This window comes from Shewanella sp. Shew256 (assembly GCF_002196695.1).
In the GTDB taxonomy this organism is placed as follows: Bacteria; Pseudomonadota; Gammaproteobacteria; order Enterobacterales; family Shewanellaceae; genus Shewanella; species Shewanella mangrovisoli.
Genome location: NZ_NAJR01000004.1, coordinates 306800 through 330632, shown reverse-complemented (window position 1 = coordinate 330632; position 23833 = coordinate 306800). Strand labels below are relative to the sequence as shown.

Sequence of the window (23833 nt, the reverse complement as noted above, 5' to 3'; positions counted from 1 at the left end):
GCCTTTCGCCGTGACATTTCAACCTGTCGGTTTAAGTTAAATCTGACTTTTTAAGTAATCGATGGCCGTTTGTGCTCGGCGGGACAAAGGCCACTCGGCTCTGTGGATCAACCAAATGGTGTCCACGACTTGGCTGCCACACTCAACCACATAGATTTCCTCTTGCCGTTCAAAGGCTTTGCGGGCATAACGTGGGATCACGGTAAAGCCGAGTCCCTTGGCGACGGGTTCCAAGATTAAGCTTATCTGATTGATAAAACCTTTACAGGGGATCTCTTGGATGCCAGGACTCCCTGGATATTTGCGGCTCAATAAACGGGTGGCCATGGCTTCGCCATCGGGGTGGGAGATAAATCCGAGGCGCTGCAAATCTTGCCAACTGGTAATTTTCTGCCCCGCAGGCACAACCAACTCGAGGGGCTCTTCGGTAAAATGGCTGCTGCAAATACTGGGATCCGACGGCTTAAACGTCACCATCCCCAGCTCATGTTGATTAGCGAGAATGGCGGAGAGGATTTCATTATCGGGGGCAAAACGATGATGAATTTTTAGCTGCGAAAACGCCGTTTGTAGCTGTAAAAGCAAGGGGTAGAGGGTTAAGCCAATACTGCCAGGGGTGATAAGGCTAATCTCGCCAATATGGGCATCGTCTTGAATGAGTTTTTGCTGTAATCGCTTCTCGGCGCAGTCTATATCGTTGACGTAACTCAACAAATGCTCACCAATGGGAGTGATTTCGAGTTGGCGGCTACGGCGCAAAAATAGGGTGCCGTACTCTTCCTCTAAGCGACTGATATGCTGGCTGACCGCGGCTTGGGTGATACCTATGGCTTCGGCCGTGCGGGTAAAGTTTCCCTTTTCCACTAACACTGCAAAGGTATTGAGCCATTGTGGATTTATCATAACGAAATCTTATAGAACCTATAATATGGTGATACTTTTAATTATGGCACGTTCGTTTTAGTCTGTCCCTATCTAGTTAACCCATGGTTAGGACTGTCAGATGACCCAGCTATTTTCTCCTTTCAGATTAAAAGATATCACGCTTAAAAACCGCATTGCCGTGGCACCTATGTGTCAGTATCAGGCTCACGACGGGTTGAGTAATGATTGGCATCAAGTACATTACACTAGCCTAGCTCGCGGTGGCGCAGGTTTAGTGGTGGTTGAGGCGACAGCCGTATCGCCAGAGGGGCGGATCACTCCACGCTGCTTAGGATTGTGGAACGAGGAACAAGCGGCTGGTTTGGCCAACATCGCCTCGGCGATTAAAGGCGCAGGCGCGGTGGCGGGGATCCAAATCGCCCATGCTGGTCGCAAAGCCAGTGCCAACATTCCTTGGGAAGGGGATGACCATATTGAAGGTGACGAAGGATGGCAAACGCTTTCGCCATCGGCCGTGGCATTTGGTGCTAACCTTGGCAAAGTACCAACAGCCATGACGATTGACGATATTCAACGTGTGAAAGCCGATTTCGTGGCGGCGGCCAAGCGGGCGCTCGCCGCTGGGTTTGAATGGTTAGAGCTGCACTTTGCCCACGGTTATTTGGCGCAAAGTTTCTTCTCGACCTATGCCAACCAAAGAACCGATGAATACGGTGGTGATGCACAAGGGCGAGGCCGTTTTCTTATCGAGACGGTTGAAGCGGTGAGGGCGGTTTGGCCTGAACATTTGCCGTTAACGGCGCGCTTTGGGGTGATTGAATTTGATGATAAAGACGAGCAAACCCTGAGTGAATCCATCGCCTTGGTGAAGCAATTTAAGCGCGCAGGCCTCGATATGCTTAACGTCAGTATTTGTTTTTCAACACCTACGGCCAATATTCCATGGCGCCCGGCTTTTTTGGCGCCTATTGCCGAGCGAGTGCGTCGTGAAGTGGGTTTCCCGGTGGCAACGTCATGGGGCATGGATAATCCTCACCACGCAGAGCAAGCGATTCAAGATCAGCAAATGGATTTAGTCATGATAGGTAAAGCGTTCTTGGCTAACCCTCACTGGCCTTATCAAGCCGCGCAAACCTTAAAGGTCTCGCGTCCATCTTGGGTGTTACCTTCCTCTTACGCCCATTGGTTAGAGCGTTATTCCACCGTGAAGGCAGAATCATCCATAGATTGAGATAGTTCTTAGCCAAATAAAAAGCCCCACGATGAAGTGGGGCTTTTTGTTTACTGTTTATTTTTTCTCGTTTAAACCCAAGCTTTACTGGGAGCAATAGCGGCCTGTAACGATTGGCTCGCCTAGTGACTCTCTACTTAATGATTATAGAGGCGACGGCCTTCTCGCATAACTTGGATAAGCTCAGGCGCACTCATCTTCTTATGCAGTCTGTGCTCAAAGTTTTCATCGTAAATACGGTATTTACCATGGCGGTCGATGACGGTGATTTCCGACTGTTGGTAGATAGCAAAAATGCGACTGTCACCGATGTAAATCCAGGTCTCTTGGCTCGGTTGCAGCAGGCTACGGCCCGCGCTGTAGTCCGTGGTGTTATTGGTGCAACCTAAGATATGGGTCATCAAGGTTGGCACTACACCATAGTGGCTGGTGCGGTATTTAACCTTACTGGCGCCGACATTCGGCCAATGAATGACCATAGGCACTCTGACACTTTCGGGAGACAAATTGCGCTGGGCTTCATCGCTGTTGCTGGTGAATATCTTGCCGTTAACGCCAGTGATCACCACTAAGGTATCGCTCGGCAACTCACTCACTATCGCTTGGATTTGTTTATCAATAAAATTCAACGATTGGCGATATTGGTTAAACAGCACCTTTTGTGCGGGTTTCAAATTGGCATCGGCCTTAACGGTTTCGATGCCAAGGAAGCCGACTGGGGTATCAAAATTCTCTGGTGCCTTCAGGTTGACGAGGGCGAACCATGGACTCTGTTGCTCGCTTTGCCATTGCTTAAAGTGCCCAACGCTGCGTAAATCCGCATCGGCACTGCCATTGGTTTCTTTGGCGATGACTGGGGTAAAGTCATTAAACATGGCCTGCGCGGAGCGTAAATTCAGATTGGTTTCTGGGATAAATAAGCCAAGCTGATAACCCGCCTGTCTAAAGCTTTGGGTCATGATGGGGCTAGTGCTATTGAAGATGCGCGCATCGCCATAGCTGCCTTGCAAGCCATAGAGCAGGGAGAACATGCCGGTTCTAAATTGATTGCCACCACTGTAATGCTGGGTAAAGCTCTGATTCTGCTCAGTATACTGATGCAAAAACGGCATGGTTTTAGCGTCCACCATGTCGGCACGCAGGCTGTCGATGGTCAGCATTAACACATTGGGTTTGCTGTCGGCCTGGCATTGTAGTGGCTGCGTGGGGTAACTGAGCGTGCTGGTCGCATGATTGGCTTCATCATCCGATTGTGAAGAGCCATCAATCCCATGGCTTTCCATAAAGGAGCGCGCAGTGGCTGGGTATGACAGCGGATAAGTATCATCGAAACGGGTAATTTCGGTGATATCGGCCGCGTCGGCCCAAATGTGGATCAAATGGCTGCTGACAAAACACACCCCAATCAGGGTTATAACCTTATTGCCAAGATTTAGCTTTTGGATTTTCTCAATGCGTTTCCACAGGAAGTTGGCCGCCGTTAGCTCAATCACCAAAATGGCAATCGGCGTGACAATATAAGAGGTACCGTGGAGCAGGGCATTTAAATCGGCCCAGGCTAAGTCGAAGGCGAAGGGGCTCAAGTGCATGCCATAATCGGCATACACTATGGTGTCATACAATAAGATACACAGGCTTAAGGTGGCGATAACTGCCGCTAAACCCCTTAAAATCTTGGAATAAGGCAAGATTAAGGTCAGCGGGAATAGGCAGATCAAGTAGGCGATAAAAGCAAGAAAACTGAACTGGCCAATGGTGCTGACGGCGAGGTAGCCCCAGCCAAACCAAGTTTCGGGATAACCCACACTGCTCAGATAGCGTGTGCCGACAATCATGGCCAACAGGCCATTAAAGAAGGCGAACCAATGTCCCCAGTTGATGAGTCGTGACACGCGATCGCGGCTCATTTGCTTTTTTCGCTCGACCATAGTGATCCGCTTATTCCTAAAAGACGTTGTATCTTATGTTGTTTTAACGATTGTTACTCGACTAACTTAATTGGATTTCACCGATTGTGCGAGTGCTTTCGCAAATTGTTCAGCTACCGCTTGGCGAGATTCGCTTGGTACTTTGCGCTCGAGCAGGTGAGTGACACAGTTGCCCAGCGCCATCAGGCTTAAGTCAGTAGGGGCTTTGTGCTTTTCGAGTACCGCTAAAATCTCGGCGATTAATGATTCAACTTGCGCGTTTGAGTATTTCGATTGGATTGCCATAATCAAAAAATGTTTCACTTTGGAATGGATTAGCGGCATATAATAGCGGATTTATTCCAGCATCACTATCAGGGCTTATGAGTATTAACATCGAACAAGCAATTATTCACGAGATTTCCCAGGACAGTCAGGGGCAATTACGCTGCCGTTTACGTCCTCAACCTCTGCTGAACAGTCAGGCTGTCGAGATGATGCTGGAAGAATTGCATCAGACCTATACCAGCAAATCCGGCAAAGGATTTGGCTATTTTGGTATCCATGGTGATGACGGTGAAGCCAATCCCGCCTTTTCCAATGCGTTGCAGGAATACCGTGCAGGGGATTTAGGCTTCGTCGAATTTACCGGCCAAGCCAGTAAGTTGTTGCAGGAAGAGTTGGCAAAATATGATTTTAGCCAAGGCGGATTCCTGTTGATGTCCTGCTATACCAGCATGGCGAGTGACTTTCTGTTTGTGGCGCTGCTGAGTGCCAAGTCATCGATGACGGTACTCGATGATATGGAACTGTCGCAAAACAACCACTTAGATTTAAGCAATATTCAATTAGCGGCGCGTATCGATCTTACCGAATGGCAGGCCGATAAGGACTCCCGCAAATACATCTCCTTTATCCGTGGACGTGCTGGCCGTAAGGTGGCGGACTTCTTCCTCGACTTTATGGGCTGTGTTGAAGGCGTAAATACCAAGGCGCAAAATAAGACCCTAATGAATGCGGTGGAAGATTTTGTTGCCAGCAGCGATCTGACCAAAGAAGAACGCCAGCAATGCCGTAACAAAGTGTTTGAGTATTGCTCCGAGCGTTTCGACGAAGGCGCCGACATTGAGATCAAAGATTTAGCCGATGAACTCGCCGACCAAGGTATGGAGTCTTTCTATGACTTTGCCCGTGGCGGTAGCTATGAGCTGGATGAAGAATTCCCCGCCGACAAATCGACCTTAAGACAGCTGAAGAAGTTTTCGGGTACTGGTGGCGGCGTCACTATTAGCTTCGATGGCGGCCATTTAGGTCAGCGAGTGATTTACGATCCGATTTCCGACACGCTCTTGATTAAAGGCGTGCCCGCTAACTTAAAAGATCAGCTAGATAGACGTCTTAAGGGCGAATAAGCCGCTAGGGATATTATCGCTTAAGCTTTAAGCGTCCGCTTTTTAAGCATCCAGTATTGAACAAAAAGGCCGAGGATGAATCCTCGGCCTTTCTCTTTTGCGCGAAAGCGACTTATCTGAAGTGCCGTTTAGCTCGACCTACTTGGTCGCTGCCGCAAATGGCACTGGGCGTGGTGTTGCTTTATTCGACGGTGGCAGGATTGGTAGGGTGATCTGCGGCTGTTCACCCGTGAGTGAATTTAAGAAGGCCACCATTTCCTTAGTTTCTTTGTCGGTAAGCCTTTGTCCTAACTGAATATCCGCCATGGTATTGACCGCTTCTTCAAGCGTCCAAACACTGCCATCGTGGAAGTAGGGATAGGTGAGCTCGATATTGCGCAGCGTTGGTACTTTAAACACATATTTATCGGCTTCTTTGCCCGTCACGCCCTTACGCCCTTCGGCAGGGTTATTGGTGTGGAACGGTTTGATTAAGCCCATCTTCATAAACATAGTGCCACCGACCGCAGGGCCGTTGTGGCAACTTACGCAGCCTTTGTCCTTAAACAGTTGGTAACCCGCTTTGGCTTCGCTGCTAATCGCATCCTGTTTACCCAATAAATATTGATCGAAGGGGCTGTTTGGCGTGACTAAGGTTTTTTCGAAGGCGGCAATGGCATCGGTTAAACGGTCGATATCGACTTTTTCATCGCCATAAACCTTAGCGAAGCGAGCGCGGTATGCGGGCATTGAGGCAATGGTTTCGGTGGCCAGCTCATGGGTAAAGCCCATTTCCTTCGGATTGGCAATTGGGCCCGCGGCCTGTTCTTTTAAGTCGCTGGCGCGGCCATCCCAGAATTGCGCCAGCATAAAGTCGGCGTTCAGCACGGTTGGTGAGTTAATCGGACCTTCTTGCCAATGGTGGCCAATCGATGTTGGCAAGGCATCCACGCCGCCAGTAGAAAGATTGTGGCAAGAGTTACAGGAGATAAAGCCTGATTTCGACAGTCTGGGTTCGAAAAACAGCATCTTACCCAGCTCGACTTTTTCTGGCTCAGTGATTTTAGCTGGTGTAATCACTTCAATCGGTTCGGCAGCAACGGCGTAGTGTCCGCCTAACATGGCCATAATACTGATCGCGATAGCGGTGAGTTTTATCATCTGGTCTCTCCCTTATTAACCTTGTTTTATGTGTGGTTTATAGGGCGATACTAACGGCTTAATCGCCTTAGGGATAACGCCTTGTTTCGATTGGGTCTATCGCAGTAGTGGATTAGGTTTTTGTGAACTAATTCGCTGTTTTTGTTTGATTATCTCGATAGGGTGAGCGATGTTTCGTTTAGCAACTTATCTGCTAATTGAGAGTATCTATTAACCAGCCTGTATTTACGCTTGTCGATTCATCGCTATTGATCAGTGATGACATCCTTGACGCCTTTATCGAGATTTCTCCGCGTTGTTGGGCGGGGCGAGCGACATAAGAGCATTTTACTTTTTGCTCACTCAGCCATTGAATGAGTCATCGAATTGGCTAACTCATACGCGATGCTTGTGCATTTGTTGTGTTATCCAGATAAAAAGCGCCTAACAGCGGATTCATTTGTCGCGGGGCGAGGCAGAATTGATTAGAATCCTTATTTACTGTTTGGGTAAGCTTGGTGTAAGACCAAGTGAGCGTGCTCGGCCATCGCTAAGTGGCGCAATCCCTATTAAGGCGGACTGTTTTTCTGCCGAGGAGAGTCAATGCAACTGTTTGTAAAAGATTTAACCGTGATCGATTTTTCCTATCTTTGCCCCAAGCGTGGCATGGTAGGGGAAAGCTGGATTGTCGATGTGGTATTAGAAGGCGGCCTAGACGAGCAAAATATGGTGCTCGATTTCGCTAAAGTGAAACGAACCATTAAGCAGACTATTGATGCGGTGGCCGATCATCGTTTATTGGTGCCGACCGCCTACAGTGGCGTGCGTTGGCAGCAGCAGGGCGATCGGGTGTGGATGGATTTCGATAGCGCGCTCGGTGAGATCCACTTAGCTTGTCCTTCCCAAGCCTTTGCACTCGTTCCATCGGAACGGATTGATATTCCAAGCGTTAATGCCTTTTTACAAAAAGCACTGCGGGAAACTCTGCCCGATAATGTTGAAGGCATTAGCCTCACCTTAAGACATGAGATCCTGAACTCGCCTTACTATCATTACAGCCATGGTTTACGTAAACACGATGGCAATTGCCAGCGGATTGCCCATGGTCATCGCAGCCCGGTTCAAGTGTTTGAAAACGGCATTCCGGCACCGAAATGGGATGAATATTGGGCCAAGCGTTGGCACGATATCTACCTCGGTAGTGAAGAGGATTTAGTGTCAGTAAAGACCTTAAACCTGTCGCCACAAACGCGGATCAGTGATGACAGCCATTATGGCTTTCACTATCAAGCGCCGCAGGGGGATTTCCAACTGGCCATGCCCAAGGAATGCTGTGATTTGATCCCGCACGATACCACGGTCGAATTGCTGGCCGACTATATGGCGACCACCTTAGTGGCAAAAGTGCCATCAAGCCAATTTACTGTGATTGCCTACGAAGGCGTGGGTAAAGGCGCCATCGTAAGTAAAGGCAATTAACCCCGTCGATTTTTTATAACGCCCTAATCTTTAGGGCGTTATTGTTTGAATAAGGATTTTTGAGAAGATGCTAAACGCTTTACCTAATGCGCTACCTAAGTTGTTAAAAACCTTGCCAAACACACCATCGCGCAGCTGTAAGGCGGTAGTTTTGTCACTCCTAACCCTGTTTAGCTTATCGACTCAGGCGCAGGTCAGCTTTGAAGGGCAATTTGAGCAGGGCGCGTTAATTCGTGGTAAAGCGCCGGCGGGCACGCAGGTAAGTCTTAACGGTGAGGCATTAAAAGTGACGCCAGACGGCCATTTTGCCTTTGGTTTTGATAGGGATGCGCAGCTGAGTCAAGAGCTACGTTTGGTCTATCCCGATGGCTTAACCGAAGTCAAACCGCTCAGTGTCACTAAGCGCGAATACAATATTCAGAGCGTTAAGGGCATCAGCAATAAGATCATGAAACCCGATCCGGTGGCGCAGGAACGTGCCGCCAAAGATACGGCGCAGGTGAAAGCGGCCCGTGGCACTTTTAGTGAGCAAACGGCATTTCTACAGTCGTTTATTTGGCCATTAACCGGCAGGATCTCGGGTGTCTATGGCAGTCAGCGTATTTATAACGATGTCCCAGGCAATCCACATTTTGGTGTGGATGTCGCCGCGAAAACCGGCACTGTAGTTGTCGCGCCTGCCGATGGTGTGATTAGCCTGTCGGTTCCCGATATGTTTTATTCGGGCGGCACTATGATCATCGACCATGGTTATGGTGTGAGTTCCAGCTTTTTGCACTTAAGCAAACTCTATGTCAATGCGGGCGAAACCGTTAAGCAAGGGCAAGCCGTGGCGGAAGTCGGCGCGACAGGGCGAGCGAATGGCCCGCATTTAGATTGGCGATTGAACTGGTATCAAATGCGCCTCGATCCGACAACCATAGTGCCATCTATGGCGACCGTGCTGGCGGCGGAAAAAGCACAGAAAGCGCAAAAAGTCGCGAAGTAAATCCCGCGACCATCTCTTAGCCTATCTCTTATTTCCTAACAGGGCGCCTAATCATTGGCGCCCTGTTTTATGCTTGAGCGCTTATTGCAATAACGGGTGATCGGTCGGCAGATGGCGGATGATCCACAGTACCAGCTTGTGCTTCATATTCGGGCCATCTTCCTTATCTTTGGCTAAGGGTTGGATCAAATTATCGGTTACTAAGAGGCGATAAATACATTCCACTTTATCCTTGGGCGACACACCCTGATCAAAGTCGTCAAAACCACGTTTTTTGGCGTAGCCGATACCAATATCCAAGGCGAGTTTGAGTAGCTGTGCTTCATGCTTGTGGGGTTTCATGCGCTGCGTCCTTATGGATATCACGGGAAGCTTGCTGGCATTCCCGTGTTCGATAACACAAAAATCGATAAAACCTAATGGCGAATCAAAGCGTTAATAGTCATAAACTAGACTATTTCCACCTTTATTGTTGCTGACTTTTTCTCAAACTGCCTGTTTTATGCAAGCAATTGTCAGTAATCGTTATGCGCAATTGATCTCATAAAGTTCTAATGCTTTGGTTTATTCTCCTCTTTAGTAGTTATTACACAAGGAGGAAAAACTATGATTCAAACATTAATTGACGCTATTGATGATCGCCTAGAAATTCGCTTTACGTACGATGGTTATGCTCGAGTTGCACAGCCTGCTGCAATTGGTGAGTCAAGGAAAGGTAACGTAGTATTGCGTTGCTATCAAACTGAAGGGGGGCATGTTACCCCTGGACATGAATGGGATTTATGCATAGTTGATGACATAACTGACCTGACTGTAACTGATGATGTGTTTCAGGAAAATCCGCCGGGATACAAAAGAGGAGACAAACATATGCGCGAGATATATGCCGAGTTGTAACTGAGTTTGCGCATAACAAACGCCTCAAAAGGACTGTCAACGCGTGGCGTGTCCAGTCCCATTGAGCCGAAGTGGTTACGGCAGCAGTGTTTGAGTTTGGTGTTAATACGTTGCAAGCCCCTTAGGCGGGCTATATGGGGCTCACACTCTTCTCGAGAAGGGGCGCAAATGGATTGAGTTTCCTCTACGCCTGTTCGCTGGCGATAACCGCTTTTATGCTGTGAGGGTGAATTTTGATACAGACATCGGCTTGTTTAAAGGCGATGGTGGGGTTGGCTAAGCGTTCTTTATCGCCCTTGGGCGAGCTGAATTTCACTTTTATCGGCGCTTCGGTTAAGGATGCCGCTTGCCCTTGGAGTAATGGCACAAGTGATGGACTCAACTGAGCCAGCTCTTGGCTTAGACCGTCGCAGTCCTGTGCCGTCGATGGTAGTACCAGTTCGATATGTTCCCAACCTTCTTGGGGATAGAGGGTATCACCGGGATAGGGTAATTCGACACAGTCGATGTTAAAGCTACCTAATGTTAAGGGCTTATCCAGTTCGATAATCAGGATAGTGCGACCATTAATTTGATTATCCGAGATGATCCGCCCGCGTGCGCTAAAGGCCTGCTTGAGCGCATCGGCAGCAGCTATGCTGTTCACTCTCAAGGCGACATGATCGCAATGCAGCGCCTTGTCCGCTAAGCCTAATTGGTCGAGAAACGTGAGGATCTTCGCCTCAAAATGAGGCCATGTCTGTTCTAATGCGGCGTAGCTGAATACTTCAGCCTCTGTAGTGATTGTTGACATAAAACATCCTTAAAACGGGTACAAATAAAAACGCCCATTTGACTGGGCGTTGAGTCGCATAGGGCAAATAAAGCTTTGCGCTTATGGCCAAATCTCGATGGGTGTGCCTTCATCAACGGCTTTCCACACTTCATCCATCTCGGCGTTGGTAATGGCGATACAACCGTCGGTCCAGTTGTATTGCTGTGCCTGCTCAGGCGAGAGAGATGAACGTGGGTTCTGGCCGTGGATCATGATCATGCCACCCGGGCGGATCCCCAGCGCCTTGGCTCTTAACTTATCTTCTTCATTGGGATAAGAAATATGGATCGACTTGTAATAGGCGCTATCGGATTTTTTATAATCCAGAATATAACGGCCCTGCGGCGTACGTTGGTCGCCTTCAGTCAACTTGTGACCCGTTGGCAAGTCACCCATGGCAATACGGTATTGCTTGAGGATTTTGCCGTCCCTTAATAGCGCCATATTGGACTCAGACTTAGTGATCACCACTAAATCGACTTTACCTATACCCGATGAGGCGAGCACTTGGGGTGAAATCAGTGCGGCGAGAGTCATGGCCACAGTAATTGTTTTAGTGAGTAGGGGTACGCGCATGTCTTCCTCTAAAAATGACGCAGATATAGGTTTTTCGCGCATCATACCGCAATTTTATCTCTATGTGAGTAGATAATTTTGAGCTAGTGGCAATTGCATGGCAGACTTTGGGGATTTGGAAAAGATAACGCTTTTTATCGCAAGGAAGTTTTCCCCTATGTCAGATCTGTCGCCTGAAAAACCAGACACCGAAAGCCCATTAAAACATCAGTTACGCACTATAATTTTTGGCACTGATACGCCCGCAGGACGTTACTTCGATCTCGGCTTAATGGTCTGTATTGTGCTCAGTGTTGCGTTGGTGTTCCTCGATACGGTGGAAGCGGTTCACCAAGATTATGGACACATCATTCGCGTTTTAGAGTGGGTGTTTACGCTGATTTTTACCATCGAATACGGCTTAAGGCTGTATTGCGCGACCCATCCTGTGTTGTATGCCCGCAGCTTTTACGGTTTAGTGGATTTATTGTCGGTATTGCCGAGTTATCTGGCGCTGTTTATTCCAGGGGCGAATTTCACCTTAGTGATCAGGGTGCTGCGCCTCTTTAGGATCTTTAGGGTACTGAAACTACTGCGCTATTTAAGCGAAGGTAATCTGCTGCTCAAGGCCATGCTGCAGTCGAGCCGCAAGGTGTTTTTGTTTTTCTTCTCGGTGAGTTTAATCATCATGGTGTTAAGCGCCGTGATGTATGTGGTCGAAGGCCCTGAGAATGGTTTTAGCTCTATCCCTAAATCCGTTTACTGGACAATTGTGACAATCACGACTGTGGGTTACGGCGATATCACGCCGAAAACCGAATTAGGTCAAGCGATTGCGGCTTTTACTATGCTGCTGGGTTATTCGATTATTGCCATCCCAACGGGGATTTTAACCGCGGAAATCTCCCAAGAAGTGGGCCGGCACAGGGATCTACGCTCCTGCAACCAATGCCATAAGATGGGCCACGATCTCGATGCTACCTATTGTAATCGTTGCGGTTGTGAGCTGGATAAGCTCGAAGCGCCCCAAGGGAAAGGAGATAAGTAGCATCAAATGTAGGTTTCTTCATCCCTTAGTGCGTTAACGGCACTAAGGGATGAAGGGTTAAAAGGGATGAGAAAGGAGGAAGAGATTAGCTGGCGACGGCGTTCAGCGTGTCGTCTTTTACCTCGAGTGTTTTATCCTGATTTAGCCCAAGGCTAGAGACTAAACGCAGCTGCATTCCTAAAGCCGCCATCTGTTTTTGTTCACGTTGCAAATCCTTCATAAACAAACTGATTTTACGTTTATGGCTGGGCAGCACTAACATGAGTCCATCTGGAACCACTTGGATTTTCTCAAGCACTAGTGCCTTGGCGATACGGCCTAAATGTACTAACACCGCCAGGCGTAGCAGACAGGCGAGACGAATGAGGGTGAGTTTGTGGCTTGGCTCTAATTCGGCGAGTAGCAATTCATTGGGTTTCTTACGGTGGTTGGCGATAAGCCTGGCTAAATCCTGTTGCAGCGCCTCACTAAAACCCGGTAAGTCACTGTTACTGATGATATAAGCGCCGTGTTTATGCAATGCCTTTGAGTTGATGTGCAACCCTATCTCGTGCAAGGTGGCAGCGTAGGACAGCAAACGCGCATGGGGTCTTAATCCCCATTCATCGGCGACTTGCTCAAACAGCGCCATGGCGGTGTCCCGCACTTTGGCCGCATGGGGCATATCCACATGGTAAAGCTGGGCAATACTGTCGACCGTGCGGTGACGAATATCTTGATACTGACCGATTTTCGCTAATTCATAGAGTACGCCTTCGCGCAGGGCGCCCGGACTAAACTCCAATTGCTCAATGGGCAAGCGCCTAAAAAAGCTGATTAAAATGGCAAGGCCAGCGGGCACCAGTGGCGTGCGTTTATCATCGACATTGGCAAAGTGCACTTGGCTGATGTGTCCGCACTTAATCAGTTTCAGCTTCAATTGTTTGAGGCGGGCGAGGGTGACGATTTCATCGCCATGATCTTCCTGAATCGCTTCGCAAATGGCTTTGACTGTGCCAGAGCTGCCAAGTACTAAGTCCCAATCGCCGCTGAAATATTCCTTTGAGAGCGAGGCAAATTGTTTATCGGCGGCGCTTTGGGCTCCGCGGAATGAGGCCGGCGTGATTTGCCCATCGATAAAAAAGCGCTCGTTAAAACTCACGCAGCCACAACGCAGGCTCGATAAATGGGTGGGGGTATTTTTTTGCCCGAGTACCACTTCGGTCGAGCCGCCACCAATGTCGATCACGATATTGCGTTTGCCCAGCACTTGGCTTTGGGCAATGCCGTTATAGATGAGGCGCGCTTCCTCGTGGCCAGAAATCACCTCCACCGGATAGGGCATAATGCTGAGCGCCGCTTCAATAAACTGCTCACGGTTTTTGGCGACCCTTAGGGTGTGGGTGGCGACTAAACGCACTTGGGCTTGGTCGAGGTTGGAAAAACGCTGATTAAAGTCTCGCAGGCAATTGAGGCCGCGCTCGATAGCATCCATGCTGAGGATGTTTTGCGCATTGAGGCCTGTCGCTAACTGAACTTGTTGTTTTTCCTTGTGCAATATTTGCAAGCTGCCGTCTTGCTCACGGGCGATAACCAAATGAAAACTGTTCGAGCCCATGTCGATAGCGACAAAGTGTCGCGGTTGTGAATGTGTGGCAACCAATCGGATTATCCTTAGGCAATCAAGACGATGATAAAGCCAGCGTTAGCTGGCTTTGGCCTGTAATTCGAGATTGTGGGCAAGTTCCGCCGCGTGCTCCGCTTCAAGCTTTGCGGCTTCGCGCTGGGCGCTAAATTCTTGCTGCAATCGCTTCTCATAATTAATCAGATATTGATAAATGGCAATTTGAGAACGCACTTTACGTTTATTACCGCGGTTACGATAAGGATTGCTCTGTTCCTTATTGATGATGCGCGCCTTAGTGTTGTCATTGAACTGTAACGATAAAATATCCATCACCATTTGTTTTAGACGCGGATCATAAATAGGCACACTCACTTCGACGCGGTTATCTATGTTGCGGCTCATCCAATCGGCGGAGCTGATAAATAATTTATTCTCACCACCGGCATGGAACAGCATCACCCGTGAATGTTCTAAAAATCGGTCGACAATACTGTAAATCTCGATATTGTCGCTGATCCCCGGAATTTGTGGAATAAGCGAGCACATACCGCGGATCAACAGTTTGATTTTGACCCCCGCAGCTGAGGCCTCGTAGAGTTTTTGGACTAAGGACTCATCCAGCAGGTTATTCAATTTTAAGGTAATCGCTGCCTTAATATGGCTCTGGGCATTGACGATTTCGTTATCAATCAAATGGGTCAGTTTTTGTCTCGCATCATAGGGCGACACAATCAAATGCTGGAAGTTATCGCGGCGGTAAGGATGTTCAATCAGGTCAAACACTTGCTCCACTTCGCGGGCGATTTCTTGATTGGCGGTAAACAGCGATAAGTCGGTATAGACCCGCGCCGTGCCTTCGTTAAAGTTGCCTGAGCCTACGTGGCAATAGAGTTTCATCTCGCCTTGCTCTTCGCGGCCAATCAAACACAACTTTGAGTGTACTTTTAAGCTGGTGATCCCATGGTGGACTTTGACACCCGCCTCGGCGAGCACCCGTGTCCATTCAATATTGGATTGCTCGTCAAAGCGTGCCCGCAGCTCAATCACGGCGGTGACTTGTTTACCATTTTTTACGGCATCGATAAGCGATTGCATCACATGGGATTTTTTCGCGACACGGTAAAGGTTGATGCGAATAAAACGCACAGCAGGATCGTAGGCGGCCTGACGCACCATTTCGGTAAAGTGGGAAAACTTATGGTACGGATAGTTGACCATAATATCGCCCATCTTGATCGCATCGAAACTGTTGGCGCTGCGACCAAAGCCCGAGCTATTGAGCGCGGGCAATTTCTCGTTTTCGAGGTAATCACGGCTAGGGTTAGGGAAGCCGATAAAGTCTTTAAAGCTGTGGTAACGCCCGCCCGGGATCAAACATTCAGTCGAGCTGATGTTTAAATTTTCCTTTAGCATTTCAAGCATATGTTCGGGCATTTCTTTGTCGTACACCAAACGCACGGGTTCGGCGGTCAGGCGTTTTTTCAAACCCTTGGTCATTTTTTCAAGCTGGGTTTGTTCAAGTTCGTCGGTAATATCGAACTCGGCGTCGCGAGTCAGCTTCATCGAATAGACTTCAATCGCATCGTACTCGAAGAAGGGACCAAAGAGGTCGTCAACACAGTGGCGGATAATATTATCCAGCAGGATTAAGTATTTTTTCGCCTTCGATTTTTCGGCGGGTAACTCAATGAAACGCGGCACATTTTTGGTGGGCACTTCCACGAGGGCATATTGTCTGCGGGATTTAGTGAACAAACACACACACAGATAAGTGGCGTCGTCGTTGATATGCTTCACTAGGTCGCGATTGTTGTTAACGATAAGCGGCGCGATATGGCGTTTAAAATGATCGCGGAAATGTTTTTTAAGCCAGTTACTGTGGAACTCACTTAATTGTTTTTCATTGATTAACAAAATATTACGGCGAACTAACTCACGCATCAGCTCGACGTAAATGCTATCGAAACGCTCCTGCAATGCCATCACTTTGGTTTGAATTTTGGCCATGAGGTGGCGGCTATTGCTGCGACCTTCCTGCAACGCGGAGAGTAGAATTGAGCGTCTGACCGCGGCCACCCGCACCCGAAAGAACTCATCCATATTATTGGAGAATATGCCTAAAAAGCGCACCCGCTCCACGATAGGCACATTGGGATCACAGGCCTCCTGCAGCACCCGCTCGTTGAATGACAACCAAGAGATTTCTTTATCGATCGACAGTTTATCGGTATTCGGGGACACTGCACAGCTCCTTTAAGCAAGCGTCATGGCGCAATATACAATAGCATTCATCCATCGGAGTGCAATCAGATTTGCTACTGAAAAATGAAGGGATTTACTGACCATTTCCCCTTCAGGCGAAAGTGATATGCGCTCAAAGATACGAGCTGAATATGTCAGATTGATGACAAGTGTGACAGAAATGTGACTTTAAAATGAACTTGCATTTAGTCGTAAATTTACAAGGTAAAGCAGGGGAACTGTGCGGGGCTTCCTTTGGGATTGGAGCAAACTGTGTTACCTTGCTCGGCTTTTTGATTGTGGTTTGACTGTAGGGATAAGCGGATGTTTGTCGGATTTGATTATGGCAGTGCCAACTGTGCCGTTGGGATTATGCAGGGAGATGACGTTTCACTGTTACCCTTATCGAGCGATTCAGCCTATTTACCTTCCACTGTGTATGCAATGGATAGGGAGCTTATTGCCGAGGCCGTTTACCGCGGCTTGCCGCAAGCATTGAAAGCGGATTATGCCAAGAAGCGTGCCGCGCAATTGAGCCGCGCCCGTATGGTGCGCCATGAATTAGATCTCGATGCCGAAACCCAAGCGGTGTTTGTGGGTGAGCAGGCCGTGGCCGCGTATCTTGAAATGCCGGAAGAAGGTTTTTATGTCCGTTCGCCAAAATCCTTTTTAGGGGCAACGGGCCTTAGACCTGAGCAAGTCGCCCTGTTTGAAGACATAGTCACCTTAATGATGCAGCACATTAAAGTGCGCGCCGAAGCCGTACTTGCCGAAAAGGGCGTCGCATCAGAGGGACAGACCAGCATTACCCATGCGGTGATTGGCCGCCCAGTGAACTTTCAAGGTATTGGTGGGGAAGAGAGTAACCGCCAAGCCGAGGCCATTTTAACCTTAGCCGCGAAACGGGCGGGGTTTGTCGATGTGGCATTCCTATTCGAACCATTGGCCGCGGGGATGGACTATGAGGCGAGCCTCAGTGCCGACCAAACCGTGCTGGTGGTCGATGTGGGTGGTGGTACGACCGACTGCTCCGTGGTCAAAATGGGGCCAAAGCATCAGGCGAGTTTCGATCGCAGTGCCGATTGCCTTGGCCACAGCGGCCAGCGGATTGGCGGGAATGATCTGGATATTGCGCTGGCGATGAATGCCTTTATGCCGCACTTTGGTTTAGGCTCTCTGATGAGCAACGGTAAGCCAATGCCGAGCAATCCCTTTTGGAATGCGGTCGCTGTCAACGATATTAGCGCCCAGCGCGAGTTTGCTACCTTAAGCACTCGCAAACTGATTGATGAACTCATTAAAGAGGCCGAGCAGCCGCAGCTGTTAAAAAGATTGCTCAAAGTGCAGCAACAACAGTTAAGCTACCAAATTGTACGACTCGCCGAGCGTGCTAAAATTGCCCTGTCTGAGGTGCAAACGACGCAGAGTGCGCTGGACTTTATCGAAGCATCACTTCAGGCAGAAGTGAGCCGTACGGGCTTTGAAACGGCGATCGAGCCTTCGCTCACTAAGGTAGAGGCGCTGATGCACCAAGCCCTGACTCAGGCGGCAAAGAGTCTTGCGGGCAATGGTTTAGCGCCAGAGGAGCTGTCCGTGGATGCCGATAGCCTTGAGTGCAAACCCGATGTGATTTATGTGACGGGCGGCACCGCGCGTAGCCCAGCCATTTACGCTAAAATCACTAGCCTTTATCCCGACACCCCCGTGGTCGTCGGTGACCACTTTGGCTCGGTGACGGCGGGGTTAACGCGCTGGGCACAAAAGTGTTTTGCTCAATAGGGAAGGATGATGAAAAGAATCAATAAGGCTTTGATGTCTTTGCTGGCCGTGACACTGGCGGGGACGGTACTCACGGGCTGTGGCGATGACGTAGGTAAAGTGAGCCTTGGGTTATTTACCACTAAGGATGTGATTATCGATGCCAAGCAGGACCCAAAAATCCCAGGGGTCACTTGCCATATTAGCCGTATCGAGGCGAACCTTGATTTTGCCGATCCTTCGGATATGGGCATAAGTTGCCGGCAAACGGGGCCGATTTCCGCCGCCGATATCGCCAACATCGATAAGAGCAAACACGGCGAAGTGGTCTTTACCGAATCTTTAAGTATTTTATTTAAGAGCTTAAAAGTGCGCCGAATTTACGATGCGCCCAATCAAACCTTGCTGTATTTGTCCTATTCGACTAAAGAGACCAATGGTAGCCACAAACATGCCTTATCGACCGTGCCTTTGTACGGCTCACAGGCGTGGATTGACCCCGCAATAAGTGCGGCGCCGCCCAAATAGCAAAGGTGAATTGAAGCCGAAGTCATACGATGGTGGGGCACAAAGAAGGCGGGGCAAAATAAAGGCGGGAGAGTTCCCGCCTTCGTTGTTTAACACATAATTTGTTTAAGCTTTATTTGGCCTTGGCGGCGAGTACGGCATTAAAGCGCTCAAAGCCTGCGCTGAGATCGGCAATTAAATCATCGGGATCTTCTAGGCCAATATGTACACGGATCAACGGTTTGCTTGCATCCCATTGGGTAGCACTGCGGATTTTTTCAATCCCGAAAATTCCTAGGATCAGACTCTCATAACCGCCCCAAGAAAAGCCCATTTTAAAATGCTGCATATTTTCAACGAGGGCGGTGACCGCTTCTTGATCCCCTTGCTTTAACACGAAGGAGAACAGACCATTTGCGGCGCTAAAGTCGCGTTTAAAGAACTCATGTCCCGGGCAGGTATCAAAGGCGGGGTGACGTAAATGGTCAACCTCGGGGCGCGTTTTCAACCAGTTAGCCACTTTAAGGGCATTTTTCTCATGCTGTGCCATGCGCACGCCTAGGGTGCGTAATCCGCGCGTAGCGAGATACACATCGTCGGGGGAGGTGGTTTGCCCCAATAAATAACTGCGCTCACGCAGCTGCGGCCAGTGCTTTTCGTTGGCGGTCGCGGTGCCTATCATCACATCAGAGTGACCGACGATATATTTGGTCGCGGCTTGAATCGACACATCGACACCCATCTCGAAGGGCTTGCTATTGATTGGCGACGCCCAAGTGTTGTCGAGAATAGTCACCAATCCATGTTCATGGGCGATACGGCATAGGGTCGGGACGTCCTGCACTTCCATGGTGATGGAGCCGGGAGACTCTAAAAACAGCACCTTAGTATTGGGGCGAATAAGCTCGCGGATACCTTCACCAATCAGGGGATCGTAATAGGTGGTCTCAATATTAAAGCCCGCCAGAATATGGCTGCAAAGATCGCGGGTTGGTTCGTAAACACTGTCGACCATCAGCAGGTGATCGCCCGCCTGTAAAAACGATAATAAAGCCGCGCTAATCGCCGCTGCACCCGAGGGATACAGCGCCGTACCTGCGCCACCTTCGAGCTCACTGATCGCCGCCTGAAACGCAAAATGGGTTGGGGTGCCGCGGCGGCCATAAAACATTTCGCCATTGGTTTTGTTTTTGGCGGCGTGACGCATGTCTTCCATGGTGTCGAAGACGATAGTGGATGCGCGAAATACGGGCGGATTAATCACGCCCTTGGTCCATTTTTTATCTCGACCGACGCTGACGATTTGGGTGGCTAGCTGATGTTTATCTGTCATAGGGCTTACCTTGGCGAGTCAGTTTTTATGTTGTTATCCATTGTGATGGCCGTCATCTTAGCATCTGCCCGTGAAAATGGCAGGAGGCAAACAGATGAGTTTGCCTCAAGTTGCAGAGCGTGGATTAGCTCAGCGGCAGGGTGACCAGTATATCGACCCCATCGTTTTCGCTGCGGTTGCGGGCCAAAATTTTACCCTGGTGGAACTCGGTCACGAGCCTCGCAATATACAAACCTAACCCGAGGTGAGGTTTGTCTTGGGCTTGATTGATCCGCACCGAAACCATGGAGTCGAAGATCTGCTCCGACATATCCACTGGCAACTGTGGCCCTAAGTTGCTGATAAGCAAAGTAGCTTGTTTGCCAACTTGGGTGAGGGTCACTTCGATCGCACTGCCTTGATGACAAAACTCGATGGCGTTGGCGATAAGTTTGTCCATCAATTGGGCGATGTATTCGGGTACGCCCTGCATCATCAACGGCTGCTCGGGCACTTTGACGCTAAACTGCTGCTCAGGGTAGGTCATTTGATAACCTTGCATACAGCCGCTCACCACTTGGGATAGCGGGAACTTAGCCACATCGGCCTGAGTGAGGCTCTGCTCGAGGCGCGTTGCCTCACTCATATTGTTCAAAATCATGCTTAATCGGCTCACCCCTTCTTGGGCGCGGTCGACGTACTTTTGCGTGTCTTTATCTAAGGTTTGTAAATTTAAGTGTTCTAACGAGGAGCGCACTACTGCCACCGGCGTGCGTAATTCATGGGACAGGCGCGATGACATATTCTCTAGATAATGGGTGTATTGACCTAAACGACCGACAATACTGGCAAAACTGCGGGATAAGTCGCCAATCTCGTCCCGTGCCTTAGAGGGTTTTAAATGATTACGCACACGACCTTGACTGTCGATGGCATTTTCGGCTTCATCACGCAGTTTGCGGATACGATTCGAAATACTCGAGGCGAAGAAAAACAGCGCTAAGGTACCCATGCTCATAATGGTCAGGATCACGTTAAACAGTTTTTCCAGCGCGCGGTTACGCAGGGTGCGAATACCGTGGGTGGTTTCTTCGGCCACCACGGCGCCCATCACATTGTTATCAATCCAAATGGGGCTGGCTGCCGCAAGCACCACAGCCTTATTGTCTGGGGTCAGTCGCCAGGTCGAGCTTTGTTGTCCCGCAAGTGCCTTTTGAATATGGCTGCCGTCGAGTTCGGTCGAGTCCTGCAGAGAATCGATAAAATCCTTAGGTGGTTTAGTGAGGATTTTATAGTAGAGCGGGTGCAGGTAGTCGCGCTGAAAACGTTGCCACATCGAGTTGCTGTTTTCATCATCGAGGGTGCGTGTCCACACACTGTTGCTGTCACGGATATCGCCGGACTTCGCCAGCACACGGCCGTGTTTGTCGACCACCCAAATTCGTGAGCTGTAGTGGCTCATCCCTTTGATAATGTTTTCAATTTCGGGTGATGGCACTAAGACTGTACCGAGTTTATCTACGGTATCTAAGGCGGAGGTGCCGACAACGGCGGTGATATCGCGGTATTTGCTGTCGTTGACATCGGAAATCGCAAATCCCAGTTTGCTACCCACCATATCTAAGGGGATACGCAGTTCGATATTGTAGCCCACATCCGTGGTGGCCCATTGCCCTTGAATACGGACTTCGGGCGTTACGGGCACGGTTTGTTTAGGATTGGCTGGCAGCTCGAAGGCGCTGATCCAACCGGGCTGAGTCGTGGCAACGATATAGCGTTTAAATTTATTGTCGGGGGCAAGGGTCGCAATCGACAGGTGATCGTTTCTATCGACGCTTAAGGCATTTTTGCCACGAAACACCACATTGGGATCGACCACCTGAAAAAAGGCATACAAATAACCATCGTACTGACCCACCATATGGGTAAAACTCAAGGTGAGCGGCGTGCTGGGATCGGCGCGCATGATGAGATTGGCCTCGCCGTACTGAATAAATCTGTGCTGATATTCCTGCCATTCATTGAGTTTACCATCGAGCAGAATCGCGCCCGCGAGGGGGTAAGCATAGAGATCGCGACTCTTTTCAACCTGCTTTAAAAAGCTGGCCTGACCGTCGAACAGCTTGGGCCGCTCGTGTAAGGCGGTCGCTAAGGCTTGAGTGGTGCCCTCTAAGGTGCGTTCCTGACCGTGGCGCAGGTATTTTTCCATCTCCCACACATATTGGTACCCCAGCCAAGGTAGGCAGAGTAAAAACAGGCTGAGGCCAATAACTTTAGTACGAAGACCGAAGGGAAAGCGTGTCATAGAATGCTGGCTAATCTGCTACTTGGCATGGTTTAGGCTAGGCTGTCCCAGCGATAGCCCATGCCATAAACGGTATCGATACAATCAAATTCGGGTGCGGCAGCCATAAACTTCTTACGGATGCGCTTCACATGGGAGGTGATAGTGCTGTCATCGACAAAAATCTTCGCCTCTTGCATTAGCTCATGGCGGCTACGGACATGCCCCGGGTGCTTGGCAAGGGCGTGCACCATCCAAAACTCGGTGACTGTGAGTTCAATCGGGATCTGGTTCCAAGAAACCTGCATCCGATTGGCGTCGATGGTGAGCGGTCCGCGCTCCAGTAAATTTTCCTGCGGCGTTTGGCTGGTGGCTAGCTCAGAGCGGCGAAACAGTGCGGCTAAACGCGCGGTCAAATGGGGGAAGCTCACTTCTTTGCTCAGGTAATCATCGGCGCCTAAACGCAGGCCGCACACAGTATCAAAATCGCTATCCCGCGCGGTTAAGAAAATGATCGGCAGAGTGTTCGACATGGCGCGTAGGGACTGACACAGCATAAAACCGCCGTCAATCTCATTGCCAAGGCCGATATCGATAATGGCTAAATCCGGCAGACGGGTATTAAACGCCAACATGGCAGATGGCCTGTCGGCATAGGTTTGCACACTGTAACCGTGTTGCTGCAACACATCCTTGTAATTTTCGCGAATGGCCGCTTCATCTTCCACAATGGCGATACGTTTCATTAGCCATCTTCCTATTGACTGCTGGGACTAAGTGTCTGGGGATAAGTTTTCGTGACTATACAGGAATTTATTTCTGAGAAAAGCTCCCAAATGCAATTGCCATTTTGTTGCCACAATTGATAGTCGCATTGCCATTTTCCATCCCCGCTTATGCCATGGCGCTTGTGTTTAATAAGCTCATTCCGTTTTACCCGCCGCGCTAATGACTTAGGCGGGTAAGCGCAGCACAAATCAAAAGGAATGAGATGATGAAAAAGACGCTGATTAATATCTTGGTACTGAGTGTATTCGCCGCGCCCATTGCTAGCGTATCGGCAAGGGTATCCCTGCAAAATCAACCCGTGCTCTCAGAGCCACAGACTGAGATGCTTGAGCAAGATGAGGATGATGGCGAAGCGCTGATAGGTCTTGGCGGCGGAGCGTTACTTGGCGCCCTAGTGGGCGGGCCTGTTGGCGCCATTATCGGTGGATTTACCGGCACCTTAATCGGCCAATCGGTCTCCGACACCGACACGGTTAAAACCCAGCAACAGCATATTGCCCTGCAGCGCCAACAACTGGCGAGCTTATCGGCTAAACAACAGGCCAGCGAGCAACGCGCCGCCGAATACGCCTCAACCCAAAAGCAACTGGATGAACTGCTCGCCGAGCAACAACAACTGTTAAGTGAGTTGGCACTGGGCATGAATGTGCAGTTCCGTACGGGTTCGTCGGAGCTTGAAAGCCATTTTTTGCCCCAATTAGACAATGTCGCCAAGGTGATGAAGCGCTCGAGCGAGTCCAATCTCGAGCTGAAAGGTTATGCCGACCGTCGCGGTGATCTGGCCTACAACCAAGCGCTCTCGGAGCAACGTTTGTTAGAAGTGCGGGGCTACTTAATTAAGCAAGGCGTAGCCCCCGAGCGGATCACCACCCAAGCCTTCGGCGCCAGAATGCCACTCAATGATCAGCAAGATAGTGAATCCGATGTGTTTGATCGCCGAGTCACTCTGACCATGCAGCCTAACCAAGGGCTGATGGCGAGCCGCGTGACCGAATAGTTCA

General features: G+C 49.6%; 21 protein-coding genes. 9 read left to right on the top strand and 12 right to left on the bottom strand.

All coding sequences use genetic code 11. The features are described 5' to 3' along the window. Positions 1-36: 36 nt before the first annotated feature. Positions 37-903 carry a LysR family transcriptional regulator gene (locus B5P39_RS09565; RefSeq protein ID WP_088211344.1) on the bottom strand — a complete coding sequence of 289 codons (867 nt, stop codon included), beginning with the start codon at positions 901-903 and terminating at the stop codon, positions 37-39. A gap of 100 nt (positions 904-1003) precedes the next feature. On the opposite strand from B5P39_RS09565, the gene B5P39_RS09560 reads away from it, so the two are divergent. Continuing rightward, complete coding sequence (locus tag B5P39_RS09560; RefSeq protein WP_088211343.1) at positions 1004-2116, top strand: NADH:flavin oxidoreductase/NADH oxidase; 1113 nt, start codon at positions 1004-1006, stop codon at positions 2114-2116. Between the two features lie 137 nt (positions 2117-2253). Here B5P39_RS09560 and B5P39_RS09555 read toward each other — a convergent pair whose 3' ends face one another. Both B5P39_RS09555 and B5P39_RS09550 read right to left on the bottom strand, forming a co-directional pair. Then, a complete protein-coding gene (locus tag B5P39_RS09555; RefSeq protein WP_011717356.1) occupies positions 2254-4044 on the bottom strand; it encodes a DUF3413 domain-containing protein in 1791 nt (596 codons plus the stop codon). A 66-nt stretch (positions 4045-4110) separates the two neighbouring features. Further along, entirely contained in the window at positions 4111-4329 is a 219-nt protein-coding gene (locus B5P39_RS09550) for a YejL family protein (RefSeq protein WP_011622981.1), read from the bottom strand. Between the two features lie 77 nt (positions 4330-4406). Here B5P39_RS09550 and yejK point away from each other — a divergent pair, with 77 nt between their 5' ends. Next, complete coding sequence (gene yejK / locus B5P39_RS09545; protein WP_011622980.1) at positions 4407-5435, top strand: nucleoid-associated protein YejK; 1029 nt, start codon at positions 4407-4409, stop codon at positions 5433-5435. Positions 5436-5573: 138 nt separating this feature from the next. Here the strand turns inward: yejK and B5P39_RS09540 are convergent, their stop codons facing one another. Beyond that, positions 5574-6575, bottom strand: coding sequence for a cytochrome-c peroxidase (locus tag B5P39_RS09540; RefSeq protein ID WP_088211342.1), 1002 nt, complete (start codon positions 6573-6575; stop codon positions 5574-5576). A gap of 582 nt (positions 6576-7157) precedes the next feature. On the opposite strand from B5P39_RS09540, the gene B5P39_RS09535 reads away from it, so the two are divergent. Beyond that, positions 7158-8033 (top strand): 6-pyruvoyl trahydropterin synthase family protein, encoded by an 876-nt coding sequence (locus tag B5P39_RS09535; protein ID WP_088211341.1) that lies wholly within the window; start codon positions 7158-7160, stop codon positions 8031-8033. Between the two features lie 67 nt (positions 8034-8100). Next, positions 8101-9021 carry a M23 family metallopeptidase gene (locus B5P39_RS09530; RefSeq protein ID WP_176399900.1) on the top strand — a complete coding sequence of 307 codons (921 nt, stop codon included), beginning with the start codon at positions 8101-8103 and terminating at the stop codon, positions 9019-9021. Between the two features lie 81 nt (positions 9022-9102). On the opposite strand, the gene B5P39_RS09525 is transcribed toward B5P39_RS09530, so the two are convergent. Then, positions 9103-9363 carry a DUF5062 family protein gene (locus tag B5P39_RS09525; protein WP_088211340.1) on the bottom strand — a complete coding sequence of 87 codons (261 nt, stop codon included), beginning with the start codon at positions 9361-9363 and terminating at the stop codon, positions 9103-9105. A gap of 264 nt (positions 9364-9627) precedes the next feature. Here B5P39_RS09525 and B5P39_RS09520 point away from each other — a divergent pair, with 264 nt between their 5' ends. Further along, on the top strand, positions 9628-9918 hold the full coding sequence (locus B5P39_RS09520) for a hypothetical protein (protein ID WP_088211339.1): 291 nt from the start codon (positions 9628-9630) through the stop codon (positions 9916-9918). 184 nt (positions 9919-10102) lie between these two features. Here B5P39_RS09520 and B5P39_RS09510 read toward each other — a convergent pair whose 3' ends face one another. Then, entirely contained in the window at positions 10103-10711 is a 609-nt protein-coding gene (locus tag B5P39_RS09510; protein ID WP_088211337.1) for a VOC family protein, read from the bottom strand. 81 nt (positions 10712-10792) lie between these two features. Further along, the gene (locus tag B5P39_RS09505) at positions 10793-11308 is read right to left on the bottom strand and encodes a L,D-transpeptidase family protein (protein WP_088211453.1); all 516 of its coding nucleotides are present in this window, start codon (positions 11306-11308) and stop codon (positions 10793-10795) included. Between the two features lie 157 nt (positions 11309-11465). Between B5P39_RS09505 and B5P39_RS09500 the strand changes: the two genes are divergently transcribed. After that, positions 11466-12335: an ion transporter gene (locus B5P39_RS09500; RefSeq protein ID WP_088211336.1), complete on the top strand. Its 870-nt coding sequence runs from the start codon at positions 11466-11468 to the stop codon at positions 12333-12335. An 85-nt stretch (positions 12336-12420) separates the two neighbouring features. Here the strand turns inward: B5P39_RS09500 and ppx are convergent, their stop codons facing one another. Both ppx and ppk1 read right to left on the bottom strand, forming a co-directional pair. After that, positions 12421-13977, bottom strand: coding sequence for an exopolyphosphatase (gene ppx, locus B5P39_RS09495; RefSeq protein WP_088211335.1), 1557 nt, complete (start codon positions 13975-13977; stop codon positions 12421-12423). Positions 13978-14019: 42 nt separating this feature from the next. Then, positions 14020-16182 carry a polyphosphate kinase 1 gene (ppk1, locus tag B5P39_RS09490; protein ID WP_088211334.1) on the bottom strand — a complete coding sequence of 721 codons (2163 nt, stop codon included), beginning with the start codon at positions 16180-16182 and terminating at the stop codon, positions 14020-14022. Between the two features lie 324 nt (positions 16183-16506). Here ppk1 and yegD point away from each other — a divergent pair, with 324 nt between their 5' ends. Continuing rightward, complete coding sequence (gene yegD / locus B5P39_RS09485; RefSeq protein ID WP_088211333.1) at positions 16507-17961, top strand: molecular chaperone; 1455 nt, start codon at positions 16507-16509, stop codon at positions 17959-17961. A gap of 33 nt (positions 17962-17994) precedes the next feature. Continuing rightward, positions 17995-18468 carry a CreA family protein gene (locus B5P39_RS09480; RefSeq protein WP_441347613.1) on the top strand — a complete coding sequence of 158 codons (474 nt, stop codon included), beginning with the start codon at positions 17995-17997 and terminating at the stop codon, positions 18466-18468. A gap of 112 nt (positions 18469-18580) precedes the next feature. Here B5P39_RS09480 and B5P39_RS09475 read toward each other — a convergent pair whose 3' ends face one another. From B5P39_RS09475 to pdsR, 3 genes are all read right to left on the bottom strand, one after another. Then, positions 18581-19780, bottom strand: coding sequence for a cystathionine beta-lyase (locus B5P39_RS09475; protein ID WP_088211331.1), 1200 nt, complete (start codon positions 19778-19780; stop codon positions 18581-18583). Positions 19781-19904: 124 nt separating this feature from the next. After that, positions 19905-22064 carry a proteobacterial dedicated sortase system histidine kinase gene (gene pdsS, locus B5P39_RS09470; protein WP_011717342.1) on the bottom strand — a complete coding sequence of 720 codons (2160 nt, stop codon included), beginning with the start codon at positions 22062-22064 and terminating at the stop codon, positions 19905-19907. Between the two features lie 32 nt (positions 22065-22096). Then, the gene (gene pdsR, locus B5P39_RS09465) at positions 22097-22789 is read right to left on the bottom strand and encodes a proteobacterial dedicated sortase system response regulator (RefSeq protein WP_011622965.1); all 693 of its coding nucleotides are present in this window, start codon (positions 22787-22789) and stop codon (positions 22097-22099) included. A gap of 245 nt (positions 22790-23034) precedes the next feature. On the opposite strand from pdsR, the gene pdsO reads away from it, so the two are divergent. Continuing rightward, positions 23035-23829: a sortase-associated OmpA-like protein PdsO gene (pdsO, locus tag B5P39_RS09460; RefSeq protein WP_088211330.1), complete on the top strand. Its 795-nt coding sequence runs from the start codon at positions 23035-23037 to the stop codon at positions 23827-23829. Positions 23830-23833 lie beyond the last annotated feature (4 nt).